General features: G+C 63.8%; 19 protein-coding genes. 11 read left to right on the top strand and 8 right to left on the bottom strand.

Annotated elements, in window-relative coordinates; translation table 11 throughout:
- Window positions 1–21 precede the first annotated feature (21 nt).
- Window positions 22–2286, top strand: a complete 2265-nt coding sequence (locus tag ACVWY1_RS24635) for a putative bifunctional diguanylate cyclase/phosphodiesterase (RefSeq protein ID WP_102684687.1) — start codon at window positions 22–24, stop codon at window positions 2284–2286.
- Here the strand turns inward: ACVWY1_RS24635 and ACVWY1_RS24630 are convergent.
- Complete coding sequence (locus ACVWY1_RS24630; RefSeq protein WP_102684686.1) at window positions 2186–3073, bottom strand: NAD(P)-dependent oxidoreductase; 888 nt, start codon at window positions 3071–3073, stop codon at window positions 2186–2188. The genes ACVWY1_RS24635 and ACVWY1_RS24630 overlap by 101 nt on opposite strands.
- Before the next feature lie 295 nt (window positions 3074–3368).
- On the opposite strand from ACVWY1_RS24630, the gene ACVWY1_RS24625 reads away from it, so the two are divergent.
- Window positions 3369–5450: a hypothetical protein gene (locus ACVWY1_RS24625; protein ID WP_371918144.1), complete on the top strand. Its 2082-nt coding sequence runs from the start codon at window positions 3369–3371 to the stop codon at window positions 5448–5450.
- Between the two features lie 160 nt (window positions 5451–5610).
- Here ACVWY1_RS24625 and ACVWY1_RS24620 read toward each other — a convergent pair whose 3' ends face one another.
- On the bottom strand, window positions 5611–5916 hold the full coding sequence (locus ACVWY1_RS24620; protein ID WP_277501731.1) for a DUF2288 domain-containing protein: 306 nt from the start codon (window positions 5914–5916) through the stop codon (window positions 5611–5613).
- Window positions 5917–6275: 359 nt separating this feature from the next.
- Here ACVWY1_RS24620 and ACVWY1_RS24615 point away from each other — a divergent pair, with 359 nt between their 5' ends.
- The 7 genes from ACVWY1_RS24615 (at window position 6276) to ACVWY1_RS24585 (ending at window position 13787) form a co-directional block, all read left to right on the top strand.
- Window positions 6276–7391 carry a branched-chain amino acid ABC transporter substrate-binding protein gene (locus tag ACVWY1_RS24615; RefSeq protein ID WP_038706647.1) on the top strand — a complete coding sequence of 372 codons (1116 nt, stop codon included), beginning with the start codon at window positions 6276–6278 and terminating at the stop codon, window positions 7389–7391.
- A 237-nt stretch (window positions 7392–7628) separates the two neighbouring features.
- Window positions 7629–8552 carry a high-affinity branched-chain amino acid ABC transporter permease LivH gene (livH, locus tag ACVWY1_RS24610; RefSeq protein ID WP_028692119.1) on the top strand — a complete coding sequence of 308 codons (924 nt, stop codon included), beginning with the start codon at window positions 7629–7631 and terminating at the stop codon, window positions 8550–8552.
- The gene (locus ACVWY1_RS24605; RefSeq protein ID WP_102684683.1) at window positions 8549–9805 is read left to right on the top strand and encodes a high-affinity branched-chain amino acid ABC transporter permease LivM; all 1257 of its coding nucleotides are present in this window, start codon (window positions 8549–8551) and stop codon (window positions 9803–9805) included. The genes livH and ACVWY1_RS24605 overlap by 4 nt, the downstream gene beginning before the upstream one ends.
- On the top strand, window positions 9802–10569 hold the full coding sequence (gene livG / locus ACVWY1_RS24600) for a high-affinity branched-chain amino acid ABC transporter ATP-binding protein LivG (protein ID WP_023631159.1): 768 nt from the start codon (window positions 9802–9804) through the stop codon (window positions 10567–10569). Before ACVWY1_RS24605 ends, livG begins: the two co-directional genes overlap by 4 nt.
- Window positions 10570–11271, top strand: a complete 702-nt coding sequence (locus ACVWY1_RS24595) for an ABC transporter ATP-binding protein (RefSeq protein ID WP_102684682.1) — start codon at window positions 10570–10572, stop codon at window positions 11269–11271.
- A gap of 121 nt (window positions 11272–11392) precedes the next feature.
- Entirely contained in the window at window positions 11393–12070 is a 678-nt protein-coding gene (locus ACVWY1_RS24590; protein WP_046854484.1) for a COG3650 family protein, read from the top strand.
- A 103-nt stretch (window positions 12071–12173) separates the two neighbouring features.
- Window positions 12174–13787, top strand: coding sequence for an NAD(P)/FAD-dependent oxidoreductase (locus ACVWY1_RS24585; RefSeq protein ID WP_102684681.1), 1614 nt, complete (start codon window positions 12174–12176; stop codon window positions 13785–13787).
- A 75-nt stretch (window positions 13788–13862) separates the two neighbouring features.
- Here the strand turns inward: ACVWY1_RS24585 and ACVWY1_RS24580 are convergent, their stop codons facing one another.
- Window positions 13863–14327, bottom strand: coding sequence for an outer membrane lipoprotein (locus tag ACVWY1_RS24580; RefSeq protein ID WP_023632818.1), 465 nt, complete (start codon window positions 14325–14327; stop codon window positions 13863–13865).
- A 146-nt stretch (window positions 14328–14473) separates the two neighbouring features.
- Here ACVWY1_RS24580 and ACVWY1_RS24575 point away from each other — a divergent pair, with 146 nt between their 5' ends.
- Window positions 14474–14704, top strand: a complete 231-nt coding sequence (locus ACVWY1_RS24575) for a hypothetical protein (protein WP_139669330.1) — start codon at window positions 14474–14476, stop codon at window positions 14702–14704.
- A gap of 30 nt (window positions 14705–14734) precedes the next feature.
- Here the strand turns inward: ACVWY1_RS24575 and pdxH are convergent, their stop codons facing one another.
- The 5 genes from pdxH to dinG form a co-directional block, all read right to left on the bottom strand.
- Window positions 14735–15382, bottom strand: a complete 648-nt coding sequence (gene pdxH, locus ACVWY1_RS24570; protein WP_457378863.1) for a pyridoxamine 5'-phosphate oxidase — start codon at window positions 15380–15382, stop codon at window positions 14735–14737.
- A gap of 18 nt (window positions 15383–15400) precedes the next feature.
- Window positions 15401–16378, bottom strand: a complete 978-nt coding sequence (locus ACVWY1_RS24565; protein WP_139669328.1) for an OmpA family protein — start codon at window positions 16376–16378, stop codon at window positions 15401–15403.
- 99 nt (window positions 16379–16477) lie between these two features.
- Window positions 16478–17623, bottom strand: a complete 1146-nt coding sequence (locus ACVWY1_RS24560) for a serine hydrolase domain-containing protein (protein WP_457378862.1) — start codon at window positions 17621–17623, stop codon at window positions 16478–16480.
- Between the two features lie 97 nt (window positions 17624–17720).
- Complete coding sequence (locus tag ACVWY1_RS24555) at window positions 17721–19937, bottom strand: beta-galactosidase (RefSeq protein ID WP_457378861.1); 2217 nt, start codon at window positions 19935–19937, stop codon at window positions 17721–17723.
- Window positions 19938–20018: 81 nt separating this feature from the next.
- Window positions 20019–22163 (bottom strand): ATP-dependent DNA helicase DinG, encoded by a 2145-nt coding sequence (gene dinG, locus ACVWY1_RS24550; protein ID WP_110704376.1) that lies wholly within the window; start codon window positions 22161–22163, stop codon window positions 20019–20021.
- 98 nt (window positions 22164–22261) lie between these two features.
- Here dinG and ACVWY1_RS24545 point away from each other — a divergent pair, with 98 nt between their 5' ends.
- Window positions 22262–22726 carry a CopD family protein gene (locus ACVWY1_RS24545; protein ID WP_277501744.1) on the top strand — a complete coding sequence of 155 codons (465 nt, stop codon included), beginning with the start codon at window positions 22262–22264 and terminating at the stop codon, window positions 22724–22726.
- Window positions 22727–22958: the final 232 nt, after the last annotated feature.

Genomic DNA, 22958 nt, shown 5'->3' with positions numbered 1-22958 from the left:
GACTCGACGAAGAGGCCTGCAATGGAGTGGCTGGGACTGCAATTGTTCGCTGAGCTGCCGGCGACCGGACAGATCATCCTCGACTGCCGACACAACCCCTTCCTGGTGCTGCTTGCCTTCATCGTGGCGAGCGCCGCCTGTTTCGCCACTCTGGACATGAGCGAACGCCAGAGCCAATGCGAAGACCGCTTCGCCCGCCGACAATGGCGCGTGCTCGGTGCCTGCTGCCTGGCCGGGGGCATCTGGGCCATGCATTTCATCAGCATGCTGGCCTTCCAGGCGCCCCTGGAAATCCACTTCGATGCCCCACTGACCGGCCTGTCGCTGCTGGTGGCGCTGTTGGCCGCCTGGCTGGCGATGAACAGCCTCAACCGCAGCCAGATGCGCCTGCGCCATTACCTGCAGACCGCGCTGTTCATCGGCCTGGGCATCAGTGTCATGCACTACACCGGCATGGCCGCCCTGCAGACCAGCGCCCTGCAGTACTACCAGACCGGCCTGCTGCTTGCCTCCGTCGGCATCGCCGTGCTCGCCAGCCTGGTGGCGCTGCTGATGGCACGCTATTTCAACAAGGGCAGCGGCACCCTGCACCTGCTGCTCAAGTACGGCGCCAGCCTACTGATGGCCGCAGGTATCGTCCTGACCCATTTTACCGGCATGGCGGCGATGACCCTGGTGATCCCCAGCGAGACCGCGCTGCGACTGCCTTCGGCCGACAACAGCCTGCAACTGGCGCTGACCATTGCCGTCATCACCCTGCTGATCAGCGCTGGCAGCATCAGCGCGGCGCTGGCCGACAAGAAGCTGCAGAGCAAGGAGCACGACCTGCGCCGCGTCAATGTACTGCTCAGCCAGCTCGACCAGGCCCGCGCCTCGCTGCAGCAGGCCGCCCACTACGACGCCCTGACCAACCTGGTCAACCGCCGCGGCTTCAACCAGGTCTTCGCCGAGCGCCTGGCCGAGCAGGCTGCCCATGACGGTATGCTGGCGGTGATGTTCCTCGACATCGACCACTTCAAGCGGATCAACGACAGCCTCGGGCATGCCGCCGGCGACGAGTTGCTCAAGGTGATCGCCGATCACATCAAGGCCGCCACCCGTGGCCAGGACCTGGTGGCCCGCTTCGGCGGCGACGAGTTCTGCATCGTCACCAGCCTCAACAGTCGTGACGAGGCACGCCACCTGGCCCAGCGCATCATGCAGCGCATGAAGGAGCCGATCGATCTGGCCGGCCGGCGCATGGTGATGACCACCAGCATCGGCATCAGCATCTTCCCCGACGACGGCCAGAGCACCGAAGAGTTGCTGAAGAACGCCGACCTGGCGCTTTACCAGTCCAAAGGCTGCGGGCGCAACAGTCTGAACTTCTTCAACAACGGCCTGAAGACCCGCGCCACCCTGGAGCTGCAACTGGAAGAAGAACTGCGCGTGGCGCTGTTCGAAGAGCGTGGCCTGTGCGTGCACTACCAACCGATCTTCGACCTGCGCAGCGGCCAGGTGGCCAAGCTCGAGGCGCTGGTGCGCTGGCAACACCCACAGCATGGCCTGCTCAGCCCCGACCGTTTCATCTGTATTGCCGAAGCCAACGGCCTGATCGCCGAGCTGGACCTGTGGGTGCTGCGCCGGGCCTGTGAGGACCTGGCCCAGCTCAATCGTCATGGCTATGGCGATCTCAAGGTCACGGTGAACTGCTCGGCCCTCACCCTTGGCCGCGAGGAGCTGGCCACCGAGGTGGAAATGGCCTTGTTCCAGGCCGGCCTGGCGCCGCGCCAGCTGGAGCTGGAGGTCACCGAAAACGCCCTGATGGGTGACATCCACCACACCATCAGCCTGCTCAAGCGCATCCGTGCCCAGGGTGTGGCGTTGTCGATCGATGATTTCGGCACCGGCTATTCATCGCTGGCCTACCTCAAGCGCCTGCCGCTGGACGTGCTGAAGATCGACCGCTCGTTCATCCAGGACGTGCCCGGCAGCCAGAAAGACCGCGAGATCGTCCAGGCGATCATCATCATGGCCCATACCCTGCATCTGAAAGTGGTCACCGAGGGCGTCGAGACTGTCGAGCAGCACGAATTCCTCGCCAGCCACGGCTGCGACTACCTCCAGGGCTACCTGCTCAGCCGGCCGGTGCCACTGGCCGAGTTGCGGCCGATCCTCGAACGGCTCGACCGCCAGCCGGGCGAGCTCAGTCCTTGCTGCGATACAGCGCTACCAGGGTCGCCGGATCTTTTTGCAGATAACCCTGGCTACCGTGCAGGCGCATCAGTTGCGCGGCGAGGCCACTGAGCGGCGTCGCCGAGCCCTGCTCGCGGGAGAATTTCACCGCGCTGTCGAGGTCCTTGAGCAAGGTGCGCACGTGCCACTTGACCGGCTCGAAGCGGCTTTCGGCCATTTGCGGGGCGAGGATCTGCAAGGGTTTTGAGTCGGCAAACCCGCCGGCCAGCGCCTCGGCGATCAGCCGCGCATCGACCCCTGACTGCTCGGCCAGCGCCACCACCTCGGCAATCACCAGCGCGTTGCAGGCCACGATCATCTGGTTGCACGCCTTGGTCACCTGGCCGGCCCCCACTGCGCCCATGTGCGTCACCCTTTGGCCCAGGGTCAACAGCACCGGCCGCGCCCGCTGCAGATCGCTCGCCTCGCCCCCGACCATGATCGCCAGGGTGCCGGCCTCGGCCCCCGGCGTGCCGCCGGACACCGGGGCATCGAGCCAGGCCATGCCGCACAGGGCCGCCAGCTCCGCCGCCATCTCGCGGGTGGCGGTCGGTTCGAGGCTGGAGAAGTCCACCAGCAGCTGACCGCTGCGCCCGCCACGGGCGATGCCCTGCTCACCGAACACCACTTCGCGCACCACCGCCGTGTCGGCCAGGCACAGCAGCACCATGTCCGCCGCCTGGCACAGCTCGGCAGGGCTACCGGCCAGCTGGGCGCCGGCGGCAACCAGTTCGGCGCATTTGTCCGGGCTGCGGTTCCACACGGTCAGCGGATACCCCGCGGCCAGCAGCCGACGGCACATCGGCAGGCCCATCAGGCCGATCCCGGCAAACCCCAACGAAGGCAATGCAGTACTCATGAGCAACTCCAGATTAAAGAAGCGTGACAAACGGACGATGCAATGCGGGTGAGAAGGGAAAAACCTTAGAACGACTAAGGAAACCCCCTATCGCATAAGAAAAAGACGCACTGATAAAGTCGCGAAATTTCTCCGTGATGGCTAGATGATATGCATCACCGGGAAGCCAACCACTCCAGGCAAATGGCGCACTATGACCTCTACGATCACTTCTGCCAATGCGGCTCCCGAGCCCTCCCTCAGCACCACCTCGCTGACTGCCGGCAGTGCTCGAGACCTGCCCGCGGCGCGCAGCATGCCGGCGCAACAGTACCTGTACTTCACCGAACAGGACATCCAACGCATCCTCGACAACCTCGACGGCCTGCGCGACCTGGTGTTTCCGCCCAACCTGCATGTCGAGGACGAGGACCAGTTGCGTCTGGAGCAGCAGTTCCCGTCGGTGTGCCTGATCGGCCTGGGCCGCTGCGGCTCGAACATCGCCCTGGACGTGGCGGAACTGGTGTACAACGCCCGCACCTTCTTCCTCAATGAGTACAACAACGAGGACCGTTTCAAAGGCGAAGCGGGCTACAGCCCGGCGCGCTGGATCCGCCAGAACCTGCGCCTGGTACAGAACAAGGCGGCCAAGCCGGTGTTCCTGGTCGAGCCGCTGGTGATGCTAGGCGACCTGGACAAGGACATCGCCGGGCGCATCCGCTTCTCGCGCAAGGGCGAGCGCGGCGGCTTTTTGCGCGACTACAGCAAGATGAAGATCATGGACCTGTCCGAGGTGCATGCCGGTGGCGCCGGCAACGCGCCGATCCTCGGCCAGTACCTGGCCAAGATCATCCTCAACAAGGACACCCAGCGCTTCTCCAGCGCCGACTGGAAGCTGATCCACTCGTACCTGATCGACTCCTGCGGCATCAAGGCCAACCAGTCGCGCCTGTACTTCTACATCTTCAGCGCCGGCGGCGGCACCGGCTCGGGCATGGCCTCGGAATTCGGCCTGGCCCAGCAGTACTCGTACATGAACAAGACATTCGATACCAAACCGGCCGACGAGAACGACGGCAAGAGCGGGCATTCGTTCGTGTTCGAGCCGATCTTCACCAGCGGCATCTGCGTGCTGCCCAATGCGTCCGATCACCGCAGCGAAATGTCCGAGGCTCTGCACATCAACGCCGGGCGCCTGCTGTGCAAATACCTGTCGGAGGAATGGGACTTCTCGTACAACTTCGACAATGAAGACAGCAGCGAAGCCAGCGTCATGGGCCGCATCCGCCCGTGGAACGCGATGATGCTGATCTCCAACGACATCATGCGCTACGCCGAGGAGAGCGACGACGGCACGATCCAGAACATCGACGTCAATGCCATGGAGAAGCACGCCAACCAGTACATCTCCCAGCAGATCTTCAACATCCTCACCGCCCAGGCGGTGACCACCGACTACGACCAGAACTACTTCCGCCGCGCCGGCATCGACATTGGCGAGACCATCCGCCTGGACGCCAACGACCTGTTCATGAGCCTGGCTGGCCCCGTGGCCATCGCCTATGCCGAGTCGGTGGTGCCGGAAGTGCCGCCGGCAGGGTCGGACAAGTTCAAGGTGTTCGAGCGCGAGCAGCCGCGCCTGGACATCGACGACCTGTTCTTCCGCTCCATCGACCTGCCGCACTTCAACAAGCAGACCCAGGCCATCGAAGGCATCAGCCTGCTGCCGATCGAGTCGCGTCGCTACCGCGCCGCGCTGGAGCAGTACCAGGCCTCGGGCTACGACGCCGCGGCGCTGCACGACCTGCATTTCTTCAAGAACTGCTCGTCGGTGGTGTCGATCGTGTCGCTGCCCAAGGATTACAAACTGTCTTACATGGACCTGAACCGGCTCAAGACCCACCTCAACAGCCTGTTCCCCAACACCACGCTCAAGCGCTATGCGCTGGTGATCGGCGCCTCGGCCAACCTGTCGCTGACCACCCTGATCGCCAAGAGCCCGTGCCTGTCGGACGATTTCCTCACGCTGATCGTGGCGTTCATCAAGCGTTGCTTCGCGCGCAACCCATACCGTTTCGACGACACCATGGACAATGCGATCCTCGAGTTCATCACCAGCGAGCACTTCGATGAAGACAGCATCGACGACCTGCTCAACGAGTTCGAGAACCCGGCGAAGATCCTCGACACCAACTGGTACGCGATCAAGCCGATGTACGAGAAGAAGTACCGCGAGCTGATCAACGACAAGAGCCGTTTCGTCTCGATCAACGACATCCGCCTGTCGCGCGAGTGCGTGAAGAAGGCGGTGAAGTACCTGCGCGAGATCTTCAGGCACCGCATCGGCAAGACCCGGGTGATTTCGCTGAACAGCCATACCGGGCGCGTGGATTACTGATCCAGTGGGGGCCGCAAAGCGGCCCCATTTACGCATCCCGTAAACTGTTACCGCCCCGCCGAATCACCCCGCCACTGTTACCAACTTCCACCTTACGTGAGCGTCAATGCGCACCATTGCGGAGCGTTTGCGCGTTTTCACGCACTAAAAAAGCCCGCGCTTATTCCGCTTTCTTCGCCTGGATCACGATGAACGGCGAAACCACCACCGCCCAGATCTCTGGATCGCGGGTTTGCAGGTCGAGCGCCTGCTCGGAAGAGACCGGCCCGACAGTGCCATCATTGCGCCACTTGGCGAAGATCTCGCCGCGATTCTCGGCCATCGCCTCGGCAACAGCGATCAGGTCGAGGCTAGGGTCGACCCAAATCAGGTCACCCTTGGCCCAGAAACGCTCCAGGGCTTTCCACTCGATGACGGCAGTCTCGCCGAGCAGTTTGGCATAGAGGGTGCTTACTTGATCAGTCATGGGTTTACCTGCGCAAAGATCGGCCAACAAAAAGGCCGGCATTTTTGCAGAAAAACCCGGTTTCAAATACGTAATTTGGTCGATCAGGCCCGAACTTGTGGGGGCGGGCCGGGAATACAGGCAAAGTGATGGCGCTTTTCTGTATCTTTATGTCGATCACGCGACACCCCTTGAGACAGACGCTTTTCGCCCGCTTTTCAAGCGCTCGGACAGCGCTCTACACTGTACCGGTACAGTTCCGGGACATGTTCCGGGGGAAGGTGGGCTTACGGCATTGGCGTAGCCAGGCCGCGAATCCCGCCCGGTCTGTAGCCCTGGCCTCAGGACTATAAGAATTACAACAGAATGAGTGGAGCACTATGATCAAGATTTCCAAGCTGTTTGCCGCGATGGTTCTGGCCGGAGTCGCCAGCCATTCGTTTGCCGCCGACACCATCAAGATCGGCATCGCCGGTCCCAAGACCGGGCCGGTGACCCAGTACGGCGACATGCAGTTCGTCGGCGCCAAACAGGCCATCAAGGACATCAACGCCAAGGGCGGCGTCGATGGCAAGATGCTCGAAGCCAAGGAATACGACGACGCGTGCGACCCTAAACAGGCCGTGGCCGTCGCCAACAAAGTGGTCAACGATGGCGTCAAGTACGTGATCGGCCACCTGTGCTCCAGCTCCACCCAGCCTGCGTCCGACATCTACGAAGACGAAGGCGTGATCATGATCACCCCTGCCGCCACCTCCCCGGAAATCACCGCCCGTGGCTACAAGCTGATCTTCCGCACCATCGGCCTGGACAGCGCTCAGGGCCCGGCCGCCGGCAATTACATCGCCGACCACGTCAAGCCGAAGGTCGTTGCGGTGCTGCACGACAAGCAGCAGTACGGCGAAGGCATCGCCACCGCGGTCAAGACCACCCTGGAAGGCAAAGGCACCAAGGTCGCCGTCTTCGAAGGCCTGAACGCCGGTGACAAGGACTTCTCCTCGATCATCCAGAAACTCAAGCAGAACAACGTCGACTTCGTCTACTACGGCGGCTACCACCCGGAGCTGGGCCTGATCCTGCGCCAGGCACAAGAGAAAGGCCTGAAAGCCAAGTTCATGGGCCCGGAAGGCGTGGGTAACGACTCCATCTCGCAGATCGCCCAGGGCGCCTCCGAAGGCCTGCTGGTGACCCTGCCCAAGTCGTTCGACGCAGCACCTGAGAACAAGGCCATCGTCGACGCCATCAAGGCCGACGGCAAGGACCCGAGCGGTCCGTTCGTGTTCCCGGCCTACTCGGCTGTCGAACTGATCGCCCAGGGCATCAAGGCTGCCGGCTCCGAAGACACCGACAAGGTGGCCGCCGCCATTCACAAAGGCACCTTCAAGACCCCGACCGGCGACCTGTCGTATGACGACAAGGGCGACCTGAAAGACTTCAAGTTCGTGGTCTACGAATGGCACTTCGGCAAGCCGAAGACCGAAGTCTCCCCTCAGTAACTGCGTGACTAATAGCTGACCGAGAAGCCCACTGTGCGAGCAGTGGGCTTTGTTTTACGAGGTTCATGAACCTGATTCCCGTGATCCGGGAGCCGGTTCACCTGAAAATCTTAAAACCGTCACCCGCGGTTTCCTGGCCGTGCCCGCAAAAAGATCACGTGGCGAAGACCACGAGAACAAGGGGCCGGGGTCATCCCCCGCCAGAGAAATGCAAATCAGGTTTTTAGGAGCGCTGTAATGCCTGAGATCTACCATTTCCTACAACAACTGGTTAACGGATTGACCATCGGCAGTACCTACGCGCTGATCGCCATCGGTTACACGATGGTGTACGGCATCATCGGCATGATCAACTTCGCCCACGGCGAGGTGTACATGATCGGTTCCTACGTGGCCTTCATCGCCCTCGCCGGGCTGGCCATGATGGGCATCCACTCGTTGCCGATCCTGATGACCGTGGCCTTCGTCGCCACGATCTTCGTCACCAGTGCCTACGGCTACAGCATCGAACGGGTCGCCTACCGGCCGCTGCGCAACAGCAACCGGCTGATCCCGCTGATCTCCGCCATCGGCATGTCGATCTTCCTGCAGAACACCGTCCTGCTGTCACAGGACTCGAAAGACAAGTCCATCCCCAACCTGATCCCCGGCAGCTTCTCGTTCGGCCCGGGGGGCGCTGAGGAAGTGCTGGTCTCGTACATGCAGATCCTGGTGTTCGTGGTAACCCTCGTCGCCATGACCTGCCTGACCCTGTTCATCTCCCGTTCCCGCCTGGGGCGCGCCTGCCGCGCCTGCGCCGAGGACATCAAGATGGCCAACCTGCTGGGCATCAACACCAACAACATCATCGCCCTGACCTTCGTCATCGGTGCCGCGCTGGCGGCGGTGGCGGCCGTGCTGCTGAGCATGCAGTACGGGGTGATCAACCCCAACGCCGGTTTCCTGGTGGGCCTGAAGGCCTTCACCGCGGCGGTACTGGGCGGCATCGGCAGCATCCCGGGCGCCATGCTCGGCGGGCTGGTGCTGGGCGTGGCCGAAGCGTTCGGCGCCGACATCTTCGGCGACCAGTACAAGGACGTGGTGGCATTCGGTCTTTTGGTTCTTGTCCTGCTGTTCCGGCCGACCGGCATCCTGGGCCGCCCGGAGGTTGAAAAAGTATGAACAGAAATCTCAAACAGGCGTTCTTCAGCGCCTTGCTGGTCTGGGCCGTGGCCTTCCCGGTGCTGGGCCTGAAACTCAGCATCGATGGCATCAGCCTGGTGGTGCATAGCCAGGGTTCGTTCACCATCGGCATCATCGCCGCGTGCTCGGTGCTGATGTTCCTGCGCGTGCTGTTCGACAAGCAGTGGAGCTCGGTGATGGGCCGCCGCTCCGACCGCAAACTGGTACCGTCGTCGGTGAGCAACTTCCTGACCCTGCCGAAAACCCAGCGCTGGGTGATCATGGGCCTGATCGTCGTCGCCCTGATCTGGCCGTTCTTCGGCTCCCGCGGCGCGGTCGACATCGCCACGCTGATCCTGATCTACGTGTTGCTGGGCCTGGGCCTGAACATCGTGGTCGGCCTGGCGGGCCTGCTCGACCTGGGTTACGTCGGCTTCTACGCCGTCGGCGCCTACAGCTACGCCATGCTCTCCCACTACCTGGGCTGGAGCTTCTGGGTCTGCCTGCCGATCGCCGGCCTGATGGCCGCCACCTTCGGCTTCCTGCTCGGCTTCCCGGTGCTGCGCCTGCGCGGTGACTACCTGGCGATCGTGACCTTGGGCTTTGGCGAGATCATCCGCCTGTTCCTGCGTAACCTCACCGACTGGACCGGCGGCCCCAACGGCATCAGCAACATCCCCAAGCCGGAGTTCTTCGGCCTGACCTTCGAGCGCCGCGCCGCCGAGGGGATGCAGACCTTCCACGAGTTCTTCGGGCTGGAATACAACTCGATCAACAAGGTCATCTTCCTCTACCTGGTCGCCCTGCTGCTGGCCCTGCTGGCGCTGTTCGTGATCAACCGCCTGCTGCGCATGCCGATCGGCCGTGCCTGGGAAGCGCTGCGCGAAGACGAGATCGCCTGCCGCGCTCTGGGCCTGAACCCCACCGTGATCAAGCTCTCGGCGTTCACCCTGGGTGCCTGCTTCGCCGGTTTCGCCGGCAGCTTCTTCGCCGCCCGCCAGGGCCTGGTGACACCGGAGTCGTTCACCTTCATCGAGTCGGCGATCATCCTCGCCATCGTCGTGCTGGGGGGCATGGGTTCGCAGTTGGGCGTGATTCTCGCGGCCATCGTGATGATCCTGCTGCCGGAGATGATGCGTGAGTTCAGCGAATACCGGATGCTGATGTTCGGTGCGCTGATGGTGTTGATGATGATCTGGCGTCCGCAGGGCCTGCTGCCCATGCAACGTCCGCACATGGAGCTGCCTCGATGAGCCGCGAAATTCTGCAAGTCAGCGGCCTGAGCATGCGCTTTGGCGGCTTGTTGGCGGTCAACGGCGTGGCCCTGACCGTCAAGGAAAAACAAGTGGTGGCACTGATCGGCCCGAACGGCGCTGGCAAGACCACCGTGTTCAACTGCCTGACCGGCTTCTACAAGCCCAGCGGCGGCACCATCCTGCTCGACGGCCAGCCGATCCAGGGCCTGGCCGGCCATCAGATCGCCCGCAAGGGCGTGGTGCGAACCTTCCAGAACGTGCGCCTGTTCAAGGAAATGACCGCGCTGGAAAACCTGCTGATTGCCCAGCACCGCCACCTCAACACCAACTTTTTCGCCGGTCTGTTCAAGACCCCGAGCTTCCGCCGCAGCGAAAAAGAGGCCATGGAGCGTGCCCAGTACTGGTTGGAGAAGGTCAACCTGACCGAGTTCGCCAACCGTACCGCCGGCACCCTGGCCTACGGCCAGCAACGGCGCCTGGAAATCGCCCGCTGCATGATGACCCAACCGCGAATCATCATGCTCGACGAACCGGCCGCCGGCCTGAACCCCAAGGAGACCGAGGACCTCAAGGCCCTCATCGCCTACCTGCGCGAATCGCACAACGTGACCGTGCTGCTGATCGAGCACGACATGAAGCTGGTGATGAGCATTTCCGACCACATCGTGGTGATCAACCAGGGCACGCCCCTGGCCGACGGTACGCCGGAAGAGATTCGCGGCAACCCTGATGTGATCAAGGCCTACCTGGGGGAGGCGTAAATGCTGAAGTTCGAGAACGTTTCCACCTTCTACGGCAAGATCCAGGCGCTGCACAGCGTCAACGTCGAGATCAACCAGGGCGAGATCGTCACCCTGATCGGCGCCAACGGCGCCGGCAAGTCCACCTTGCTGATGACCCTGTGCGGCTCACCCCAGGCGAGCAGCGGCAGCATCAAGTACCTGGGCGAGGAACTGGTCGGCCAGCCGTCCTCGCACATCATGCGCAAGAGCATCGCGGTGGTGCCGGAAGGCCGCCGTGTGTTCGCCCGCCTGACCGTCGAGGAAAACCTGGCCATGGGTGGCTTCTTCACCAACAAGGGCGACTACCAGGAGCAGTTGGACAAGGTCCTGCAGTTGTTTCCGCGCCTGAAGGAGCGTTACATCCAGCGTGGCGGCACCATGTCCGGTGGCGAGCAGCAGATGCTGGCCATCGGCCGGGCATTGATGAGCAAGCCCAAGCTGCTGTTGCTGGACGAACCATCGCTGGGCCTTGCGCCGATCATCATCCAGCAGATCTTCGACATCATCGAACAGCTGCGCCGCGATGGCGTGACCGTGTTCCTGGTGGAGCAGAACGCCAACCAGGCACTGAAGGTCGCCGATCGGGCGTATGTGCTGGAGAACGGCAAGGTGGTGATGCAGGGTACCGGTGAAGCATTGCTGACCGACCCGAAGGTACGCGATGCGTACCTCGGGGGTTGAATGATCAAAGGGCCTTCGGGCCCTTTTTTCTTGCGCCGCGATGAGGCCGTGCCTCTTGTAGAGGCCCGGCAGGCTCGGTAACGTGACCGGCACTTTTTGCCCGAACACCGGAGCCCGCCTGATGCGCCTCACCCCTTCCCTGCTGCTCACTGCCCTGCTGCCGCTGTTCGCAGGCTGCCAGATGCTGGCCGAAAAACCGGTCGACCCGAACCTGGGCACTACCCGCCTGCAAGGCGAACTGAGCGCGGCCGGCGGCCATCTGCTGTTCAAACCCTGTAACGAAAGCCGCCGCTTCATCGTCAACGACGCTGCTGGCACCGGCATCCTGCAAGAAGCCGCCACCCTGGCCGACGACGCCGGTGACAAGCTGTTCGCCGATGTCCGTGCGCGCATGGCCGGCAGCAAGCAGGCAGGCAGCGACGGCCAGCTCGACGTGACCCGCCTGTACCGCCTCGACACCTCCGAATACCGTGGCTGCGAAGACCCCAACTTCAAGCAGTTGACCCTCCGCGCCGGCGGCCACGAGCCGGACTGGGACATCAAGGCCAGCGGCAAGGGCATGGTGCTCAACCGCATAGGCCAGGAGCCGTTGCCATTGCCTTACCTGGAAGAAGCGCTGCCCGGCGGCGGCCTGAGCCTGTCCAGCGAGGCCAACGGCCAGCGTGTCGAACTGTGGGTCGCGCCACAGCGCTGCGTCGACGGCGCCACCGGCGCCATCCGCCACCTCAAGGCCGAGCTGCGCATCGACGGCAAGACCCTGCAAGGCTGCGCCTACTACGGCGGCGCCCGCGACCTCTGATCACCGGGTGCTTTTATCCTGCCAGTCGGGGCGGCTAACAGCTTATACTTGGCGGTTTGTGTAAAGCCGCCGGCCGCCCATGGCCGGGATACTGGACCCTGCCATGCTACGAATCACCGAACTGAAGCTGCCCCTGGACCACTCCGACGACGAGTTGCGCGCCGCCATCGTCCAGCGCCTGGGCATCAGCGATGAGCAACTGCTCGGCTTCACCCTGTTCAAGCGCAGCTACGATGCGCGCAAGAAGAACAGCGAGCTGCTGTTCATCTACACCATCGACCTTGAAACCAGCAACGAAGACGAACTGCTGCGCCGCTTCGAAGGCGACGCCAAGATCGGCGTGGCCCCGGACGTCAGCTACAAGTTCGTCGGCCAGGCCCCGGCCGAACTGCCTGCGCGCCCGGTCGTGGTCGGCTTCGGCCCCTGCGGCATCTTCGCCGGGCTGCTGCTGGCGCAGATGGGCTTCAAGCCGATCGTGCTCGAGCGCGGTAAAGAGGTGCGCCAGCGTACCAAGGACACCTGGGGCCTGTGGCGCAAGAGCGTGCTCAACCCCGAATCCAACGTACAGTTCGGCGAAGGCGGCGCCGGCACCTTCTCCGACGGCAAGCTGTACAGCCAGATCAAGGACCCGAATCACCACGGTCGCAAGGTGCTGGAAGAGTTCGTCAAGGCCGGTGCGCCCGACGAGATCCTCTACATCAACAAGCCGCACATCGGTACCTTCCGCCTGACCAGCATGGTCGAGAAGATGCGCGAGGAAATCATCAGCCTGGGTGGCGAGGTGCGCTTCGAGCAGAAGGTCACCGACCTGCTGGTGGACGGCGAACAGCTCACGGGCGTGGTACTGCAGAGCGGTGAACAGCTGCACTCGCGCCATGTGGTACTGGCCCTGGGGCACAGCGCCCGCGACACCTTCCGCATGCTCCACGCCAAGGGTGTGTTCATGGAGGCCAAGCCGTTCTCGGTCGGCTTCCGTATCGAGCACCCGCAGTCGCTGATCGACAAGGCGCGCCTGGGCAAATACGCCGGCCACCCGAAACTCGGCGCCGCCGACTACAAGCTGGTGCACCACGCCAAGAACGGTCGTTCGGTCTACAGCTTCTGCATGTGCCCGGGCGGTACCGTGGTTGCCGCCACCAGCGAACCTGGCCGCGTGGTCACCAATGGCATGAGCCAATACTCGCGCAATGAACGTAACGCCAACTCCGGCATCGTCGTCGGTATCGACCCCGAGCGCGACTATCCAGGTGGCCCGCTGGCCGGTATCGAGCTGCAGGAGCGCCTGGAAGCCCATGCCTACGTGATGGGCGGCAGCAACTACCAGGCACCGGCGCAGCTGGTTGGTGACTTCGTCGCCGGGCGCCCATCCACAGCGCTGGGCAGCGTCGAGCCCTCCTACAAACCGGGTGTGACCCTGGGCGACCTGGCACCGAGCCTGCCGGACTTCGCCATCGAGGCGATCCGTGAAGCGCTGCCGGCCTTCGACCGCCAGATCAAGGGCTACAACCTGCACGACGCGGTGCTGACCGGCATCGAAACCCGCACCTCATCGCCGCTGCGCATCACCCGTGACGCCAGCTTCCAGAGCCTCAACCTCAAGGGCCTGTTCCCGGCAGGTGAAGGCGCAGGCTACGCGGGCGGCATCCTGTCCGCCGGTGTCGACGGGATTCGCATCGCCGAAGCGGTGGCACGGGATATCCTCGGGTTGAACGACTAACCCGATCGTCTTTCGCAGACAAAAAGAAACCCCGACACGGCCAAGCCGGTCGGGGTTTTCTTTTCAAGCGCGCTGTCAGTGAGTGACGCGGCTGGTGCCGTCGACAGTCATGATGCGTACACGCTCACCCACACGGAAGATCTCGTTCTGCTGCACTTGCTGCACGTAGGCACGCATGCTGCCGTCGTCTTCACGCACGGTGATTTCGACACCCTGGGTACGGGTCAGGCCTTCTTCAGCGGCGGAGCCCGCCAGGCCACCGGCCACGGCACCGATGACTGCGGCAACGATACTGCCACGGCCACCACCGACGGCACTGCCGGCGACACCACCGACAATGGCGCCAGCACCACCACCGATTGGCGTCTTGGTGCCTTCGATCTTCACCGGGCGCAGGGATTCGATGGTACCCATGCGCACGGTCTGCACGCGGCGGGCCTCATCACGGGAGTAGCTGTCGCCGGTCAGCGACGACTGGCAGCCGCCCAGCAGCAGCGACACGGTGGTGAAGCTGGCCAGCAGCAAAGCGGATTTACGCATGGGACAATCTCCATAAGACAGGTGTCCATTAGACTCCGCGCCTTGACAAGTGTCACGGCGCAAACGTTATAAAATTGTTTTCATTCAGCTCAGGTACAGCCGTTGCTGGCTGAATTGCGGGCCTACAGATGAGACCAAGGATAGCCATGGATTACTTCATCGTCGTCGTCGTGACGGTCGCCGGGCTGTATTTTCACGGGTGGCTGTATGTGCGCATGCGCCGTTGGATGGACCGGGACCTGGCGCTGTCGCTGGCCGGGGAGGATCCGGCGAAGCAGGTCTTAATGCTCAAGTTGCTGGAGCGGGCGCGGGTGGAGAAGGTGCGGCGCAAGGAGTTGGCGGCGTGGCTGGAGCGGGAAGCGACGGGGTCTCGTTGATGATGGGGCCGCGTCGCGGCCCCATTCTTGTCAGGGCGCCAGACGCTCGCGCGCCCACTGGCCATCGACCAGGCGGTAGTTCAGGCGGTCATGCAAGCGGCTCGCACGCCCCTGCCAGAACTCGATGCGCTCGGGCAGCAAGCGGTAACCGCCCCAATGCTCCGGGCAATGCGGCTGGCTGTCGGAAAAGCGCGCCTCGGTGGCCCTGACCAGGCCTTCCAGCTCCTCGCGATCGGCAATCACCCGGCTCTGCGGCGACGCCCAGGCCCCTAGCCGGCTGCCCAGCGGGCGCACCTGGTAATAGTCGTCCGACTCCTTGGCCGTGACCTTCTCCACCCGTCCCTCGATCCGCACCTGGCGCTCCAGCGCCGGCCAGAAGAAGGTCATCGCCGCATAAGGGTTGGCCGCAATGTGCTGGCCCTTGGCACTTTCATAGTTGGTGAAAAAGGTGAATCCGCGTGCATCCAGCGCCTTGAGCAGCAACACCCGGCAATGCGGACGCCCCTCGGCATCAACGGTGGCCAGGGTCATGGCGTTGGCTTCCACCGGTAGCTGCTCGGTCTTCACCGCATCGGCGAACCAGTGGTGGAACAGCGCGAACGGCTCCCCGGGAGCCTGGGCTTCGGCCAGGCCATCACGGGTGTAGTCGCGGCGCATATCGGCCAGGGATTGGGTCATGCTGCGTTTCCTTGACGATCAGTTGGTCTTCGCAGGGCTGTTGGCGGCGACTTTCTTGTCGGTGGCGGCCTTCTTCGCGGCTGGCTTGGCCGGAGCGGCTTTCTTCTTGGCGACGGTGCTGGCCTTGGCTGGCGCCTTGGCTTTGGTGGCAGGCTTTTTCGCAGCCGGCTTGGCGGCGGCCTTGACGACAGGCTTGGCGGCCGGGGCCTTGGCGTCCTGGGTGGCAACCATCGCCGCCGGAGCCGGCGACGGGGCAGCCTGCTGGTACTTGGCCAGCAGCGCGACCATGGTGTTCTGCGGGGTCAGCAGCAGCTCGACTCGGCGGTTCAAGGCACGGCCTTCAGCGCTGTCGTTGGCGGCACGCGGCATCACCGCGCCCATACCCTTGAGCATCAGGCGGTCGCGCTGCAGGCCGCTGAGACGGAAGATCGCCGACACCGAAGCGGCGCGCTCGAGGCTGAGTTTCTGGTTGGCGGCCATGGCGCCGCTGGTGTCGGCGTGGCCGAGGATCAGCACAGCGGTCTTGGTATCGGTCTCGATGACCTTGGCAACCTGGGTGATCGGGCCAAGGGTCGCGGGCAGCAGCATGTTCGGGCGATCAGGGTTGTAGGAGCTGTCGACCGGGATGGTCACCGCCAGCAAATCCTCGCGGCGCTCCAGCTCGAACTTGCTGCCCTTGATCGCTTCGCGGACCTTCGGCTCGTACTGGTCAAGCCAGGCCTGCGTGGCCTTATGGTCGATCTTCGGCACCGCCGCGACCTTGTCCTTCTTCTCATCGCTGCCAAACGGCCACCACCAGCGGCTGCCGCTTTCGGACTTGGCGTCGGCCTTGGCCACGTTCTCGACGACAGCCTCCTTCACTTCCTTGTCAGCGACCTTGTCCGAACCAAATGGCCACCAGTTCAGGCCACCGTCCTTTGCGGCGTCCGGGGAGTGGCTGGCACAACCGGTCATGGCCAGGCACAGGGCGAGTGCTAAGGTTTTATGTGAAGACATCAGCGATACACCATGAAATAGAAAGAAATTTTGCCCATACGCTTCAGGCGTTGGCATTGAGGATAGTCAAAGGGACGTGGCAATACCCGCGTTACCCGATCAAAGGCAACTGCCAAGCACCCGCACCAGATTCTGTGCGCGGGGGTCCATCAGCACGTAAGGGCCGAGGGTATTGGTGACGAAGCCGAAGGCCACGTCATGTTCGGGGTCGGCGAAACCGACCGAGCCGCCGGCGCCGGGGTGACCGAAGGCACGCGCGCCAAGGCCGAAGGTGGCGTTGGCCACCTCTGGCTGGTCAAGCATGCAACCCAGGCCGAAACGGGTCTGGGTGAGCAGGGTGCGGTCCTGGCCGAGGCTGTGCTCGCGGGTCAGCTCGTCGAGCAGTTCGGACTCAAGCAGGCTGCCATCGAGCAGGCCGGCATAGAAGCCCGCCAGGCTGCGGGCATTGCCATGGCCATTGGCCGCCGGCTGCTGCATGCGCCGCCATTCAGGCTTGTTGGTGCTGGTGAGGATCGCCGGCGGGTTGGTGAAGGCCCGAGTGGACAAGGCCTCGGGCTCGCGCATCGTCACCTGCAGCAGGCGCTGGGCGGCGGCATCGCCAGGGTTGCCCTTGCCGCGGGCGATATGCGCCACGCGGTGGAATTCTTCATCCGCCAGGCCGACGTGGAAGTCCAGGCCCAGCGGCTTGGCGGTGCGTGCGACGATGGAGTCGCCCGGACCACGGCCATCGGCGCGGCGGATCAATTCGCCAATCAGCCAGCCGTAGGTGATCGCCGCGTACCCGTGCTCGCTGCCGGGCGTCCACCAGGGCGCTTCAGCGGCGAGGGCATCGACCATGGCCTGCCAGTCATACAGGGCTTCGGCCGGCAGCAGCTCGCGGATGGCCGGCAGGCCGGCACGGTGGCTGAGCAGTTGGCGCAGGGTGACCTGGTCCTTGCCGGCCTGGGCGAACTCCGGCCAGTAGCGCGCCACCGGCGCGTCGAGGGCGAGCTTGCCCTCGCCCACCAGTTGCAAGGCGGTGACGGCGGTAAAGGTCTTGGTGCAGGAGAACAGGTTGGCGATGGTGTCGCTGTGCCAGGCCTCGCGGCCATCCTTGTCGGCACTGCCGGCCCACAGGTCGACCACGGTTTCTCCGCCGACCTGGATGCACAACGCCGCACCACGTTCCTGGGGATCCTCGAACAACGCGGCGAAAGCATCGCGCACCGCCTCGAACTTCAGCTCATAGTGACCCTGGATCTGCACCCGACTACCTCTCTTTACTGCCTGGCTTGCAAAGGGGTGCATTGTTTCAGTAGTTGGGCGATTTGCCTACTGAAGATGGCTGGGTGGTTATCAGGAACTACGGCTTGTCCAACGCTGTGCGCAAATGCCCAAGGGCTTGCAGGTTGCTGCGGCGCACCGCCTCGATGAACCCCGCATAGGGCACATCGGTGACAGCGACCAGGCCAAGATGGCCGTTCTCACCATCGAGCAGGCGCCCGCTGGCGGGTTGATCGAGATACTGGAACCAGTGCGCACCGACGATCATCGGCTGGGCCATGGCCGCCTTGAGGAAGTTGGCATACGCCGGGCCACGGTCTTCCTCGCGGGCCACTTCCAGCGGCCCGGGCCAGAATGGGCCACGATCGCGCGAGCCGAACTGGAACTCCGAGACCAGCACCGGCTTGTCGAGCTCGGCCAACCGCGCAAAGTCGTAGCCGTCGTCAGGCTTCAAGGTATAGAAGTTGAAGCTCAGCACATCGCAGAACTCGGCGCAGGCCTTCACTGCCTCGGGGGTGCTGAGCGCGTAGCGGCCACCCAGCAGCAAGTGGTTGGGCGCATGCCACTTCAGCGCATCGGAAATGGTCTTGAAGTAGGTTTCGGCAAACACCTGCTGGAAATACTGGTAGTCACGCTCGATTTCCGGATGCTCAGGGTTGGGCAACGGCGCCTCGAACCCCGGGTCTTCCATCAGCTCCCAGGCGGTCAGCTCAATACCCCAGGCCTTCGACAGCCCCTGCTGGTTGCGGTACTTGTCGCGCAGTTGCTTGAGGAAAGCGCGCTTGGCCGGCACATCGGTGGTCAGGCGCAAGGTGCCGTAGGCCAGGCCATAACGTGCCTTGGGGTCGTCCCCCGGCGCGGCCCAGGCCAGTTCGTTGTCGGCGAAGTAACCGATCAGCCAGGGATCGTCACGGTGATCCCGCGCAGCAATGGCCACGGCACGCTCGGTGGCCATGGCGAAACGCGGGTCGAACGGGTCGGGCATGCGCCCCCACCAGTCCATGCCGGTGCTGATGCTGGCGTAGTCACCGACGATCGACAGCGGCAAGGTGTACGGCAGGCGCTTGGCTTGCCCGAGCGCCGCATCGCTCCAGTTGCCGAGGGTGTTGAAGCCCCAGGCCTGCAGGCGATCCAGGGTATGGGCCTGCCAGCGCTGGGCATCCAGCACCGCCACCGGGCACGCCACCTCTCCCTGCGGGCAAGGCTTGCCATAGGTGCGCTGAAGATTGGCCGCGTAGAAGTCGAACCAGCGTCCCTGCTTGAAACCACGGCCCTGGGACGACGCATTGCCGTCATCGTTGTTGCCTTCGCCATAGAAGGCACTCAGGGTGTCGCCTTCTCCCGGCAAGGCTTTGAACATGCCCTCACGGCCGGCGACATAGGTACGCCCGCCATCGGCGGCGACGGCATTGACGCCGAGCGAATAGAACGGATGCCCTTCCGGCGTCACCAGGTACCAGCGTCCGTCGCGTTTCTCGGTACGGAAGAAACCCTTGGCGTCGAACGCAGGCCCCTCCAGCAGGCCGCCATAGGTGTCCAGTTTGAGCTTGTCGCGCTCGGCCAGCCAGCCCTTGAGCTGTGCCTGTTCACGGCTGTCGGCAGCCTTGAGCTGCTCGTCGTTGACGATTTTTTCCGGCCAGCGGCCACGGGTCGATTGCCCATAACCATCGATCAGCTCGGCGTAGGCGGCCTTGAACGCCTGATCGTCATCCTGCAGGCCGACCTTCTCGATCAACAGGCTCTGCGCCACCTTGGGGCCGGGGATGCTCAAGCTGACCGAAGTGACCTGCGCCAGGTCAGCTCCTCCTTCGCTGCTAGTCAGCAACAGGCGCTGGCCTTCGTAGGTCCAAGGCATCGGCGGCCCGGCACGCATGCCCTGACTCAGTGGTGAACTGGCCTTGAGCGGAATCATCACGGTCTGCGCAGGCCCTGCCGGCAGGTCGATGCGGCTGGTGAGCGTGCGCCCGTCGCTGCTTTGCACCACCACATCGACGGTCAGCGCCCAGTCCATGCCACTCTGCAGGCGAAGAGTCAGCGCCTGGCCGGCAGACCAGTCCCACGCACCGCTCTGCGGCGCGAGGCGCAGTGTCGGCTGTGCCACCGGGTTGAACACCACTCGCCGCAACACCTCGCCTTCGGCTGTCTGCTCCGCGTTGTACTGCGGCAGGCTGGCGTCCTGGGTGACGACATTCACTACCGAGGCCGGGCGCACGAAGCTGAACAGGGTCTGCTGCCCGGCCAGCAAAGGCGCACTGAACAACACGGAGAACACGACAGGCAAGGCGCGGCGGATCATGGGGCGGTGGCTCTCCTTCGGAGCCCGTCATGGGCTCGCAATCGAGTAATGGACAACGGGTTGTGCGTGTTGCTCCGGCAGTCAGCCGATTTCCCGTCGGAAAGGTGGCAGCGCGTTGAGAATAGCCTTGCCATAGCGTTGCGTGACCAGACGGCGGTCAAGCAAGGTAATCACGCCACGGTCCTGCTCGGTACGCAGCAGCCGGCCGCAGGCCTGGATGAGGCGCAGCGAGGCGTCGGGCACGGCAATCTCCATGAACGGATTGCCGCCACGGGCTTCGATCCATTCGGCCAGCGCGGCCTCGACCGGATCGTCCGGCACCGCGAAGGGGATCTTGGCGATCACCACATGCTCGCAATAGGCGCCCGGCAGGTCGACACCCTCGGCGAAGCTGGCCAGGCCGAACAGCACGCTGTGCTGGCCGTCGTCGACCCGCGCCTTGTGCTTGTTCAGGGTTTCCTGCTTGGACAGGTTGCCCTGGATCAGCACCAGCTTGCGCCAGTCGCGGTCCAGGCCGTCGAACACGTCCTGCATCTGTTTGCGCGAGGAGAACAGCACCAGCGCGCCGCGGGCGTCCTCGACGATGGCTGGCAGCTCGCGAATGATCGCCGCGGTGTGCGCCGTGGCGTCGCGCGGATCGGCACCCAGGTCGGGCACCCGCAGCAGCCCGGCGTCACCATGCACGAACGGGCTGGGCACCACGCACTGCACCGCGTCGCGTGGCAGGCCCGAACGCATGCGGAAGCGGTCGAACTTGCCCAACGCGGTGAGCGTCGCCGAGGTCACCAGGGCGCCATAGGCGACGTTCCACAGGCTCTTGCGCAGCATCTCGGCAGCCAGGATGGGGCTGGCGTTGACCTCGATATCGAACAGCGCGCCGCTTTCGGCCAGGGTCAGCCAACGGGCCATGGGCGGGTTGTCTTCGGGGTCTTCCGCGGTAAAGGCGGTCCACAGCTCCCAGTTGCCCTGGGCCCGGGTCACCAGGCTGCCGAACAGCGGGTACCACTCTTCGGCCTGGTGGCTGGCGATACCGATGTTGTTCTCGCCGTCCATGCCTTCCTTGAGCAGGTCGGCCAGGCGGGTGAACAGGTCGTTGAGACGAGCGAAGCCTTTCTTGAGCTCGATGCCTACTTCGCGGATCTGCTCCGGCACCACGCCGCCCTCGAAGCGATAGCGCGGGCGGTCGCGGCCTTCCATGTCCTCGCCGGCGCGGAAGTCCGCCACCTGCTCGCACAGGGTGAACATGAACTGCTGCTGGGTACGCACCTCGCGGGCCAGCTCCGGCACCTGCTCGATGTACTTGCCAAGGTCGCCCGGCAACGGATGCTGGGCCAGCAGCTTGGTCAGGTTCTTGGCAGTCTGCTCCAGCCAGTCGGCCGTGGAGCGCAGCCGCGAATAATGAGCAAAATGGCCAATGGCCTTGTCCGGCAAGTGGTGGCCTTCGTCGAACACGTACATTGTGTCGCGTGGATCGGGGAGCACGGCGCCACCGCCGAGCGCCAGGTCGGCCAGGACCATGTCGTGGTTGGTGACGATCACGTCGACCTTGCCCATGCCTTCACGGGCCTTGTAGAACACGCACTGCTGGAAGTTGGGGCAGTGCCGACCCGTGCATTGGCTGTGATCGGTGGTCAGGCGCGCCCAGTCCTGGTCCTCGACGGCCTCCGACCAGCTGTCGCGGTCGCCGTCCCAGCGGTTGCCGGCGAGCTTCTCGATCATGCTGTTGAACAGCTTCTGGCTGCGCTCGTCGACCTCGATGCGAAAGCCCTCCTCCTCGAACAGCTGAGCGGTGGCCGACTGAGCGTGGCCTTCCTGCAACAGGACGTCCAGTTTGGACAGGCACAGGTAACGGCCACGGCCCTTGGCCAGGGCGAAGCTGAAGTTCAGCCCGCTGTTGCGCATCAGGTCGGGCAGGTCCTTGAAGACGATCTGCTCCTGCAGCGCCACGGTCGCGGTGGCGATCACCAGGCGCTTGCCGGCGGCCTTGGCGGCGGGGATCGCGGCCAGGCTGTAGGCGACGGTCTTGCCGGTACCGGTACCGGCCTCGACGGCAACCACCGCGGGCTCGCCGGCACGGCGGCCTTCATCGTCGCAGGCGATGTCGCCGAGCACCTTGGCCACTTCGGCGATCATCAGGCGCTGGCCGTAACGCGGCTTGAGGCTTTTGGCTTCGAGGAAACGCGAGTAGGCGCCCTGGATGGTGGCTTTGAGTTCGTTGCTGATCATGGTCTGCAGGCGCCCGGAGGGCTGGATATATTTTCAGTGTTTCACATGGGCCGGCTATCATACCCCGCTATTGCCCTTTGTGCCGCATGGAGATCCCGATGCTTGCCTTTACCTTGCCCTACACCTTGCATGTCCTGGCCGCCCTCGTCTGGGTCGGCGGGATGTTCTTCGCCTGGCTGGTGCTGCGGCCGGCCACGGTTGCCGCGCTGGAAGGGCCTGCGCGGCTGCGTTTGTGGGTGGAGGTTTTCCAGCGGTTCTTCAGATGGGTCTGGCTGGCGGTGGCGGTGTTGGCTGTCAGCGGGGTCGGGATGATTCACCTGCGGTTTGCCGGGTTCGAGACTGCGCCCCGTTATGTGCAGGTGATGATTGGCGGGGGGATTGTCATGTTTGCGTTGTTCATGCGGGTTCAGGGGTTGTTGTTGCCTGAGTTGCGTGCGGCGGTGGAGGCAGGAGATTGGGCTTCGGGGGCTGGGGTGCTGGGGCGGATTCGGCGGTTGGTTGGGGTTAATTTGTTGATTGGCGTTGTGGTGGTGGGGGTGGCGAGTTCGCGGGTTTTGGTTTGAGGGGTTGGGCTTCGGCTTCGGCTTCGGCTTCGGCTTCGGCTTCGGCTCGATAGATTGTTTTTGTATTTGCAAGCACATTCGTAGACGATGTCGACATTTCGTCACCTTTCCGCCTTTACGGCGGCCGACTTTTGTCGTGGCAAAAGTCGGCAAAACCGTTCGGCTCCGTTCATACGGCCCCTACGCTTCGCTCCGGGGTTCCCTCGCTCCGTTCTTGCTCCCGTGGGTACCG

Source organism: Pseudomonas sp. TE6288, from assembly GCF_054062095.1.
This window is presented reverse-complemented; position numbering and strand designations above follow the sequence as displayed.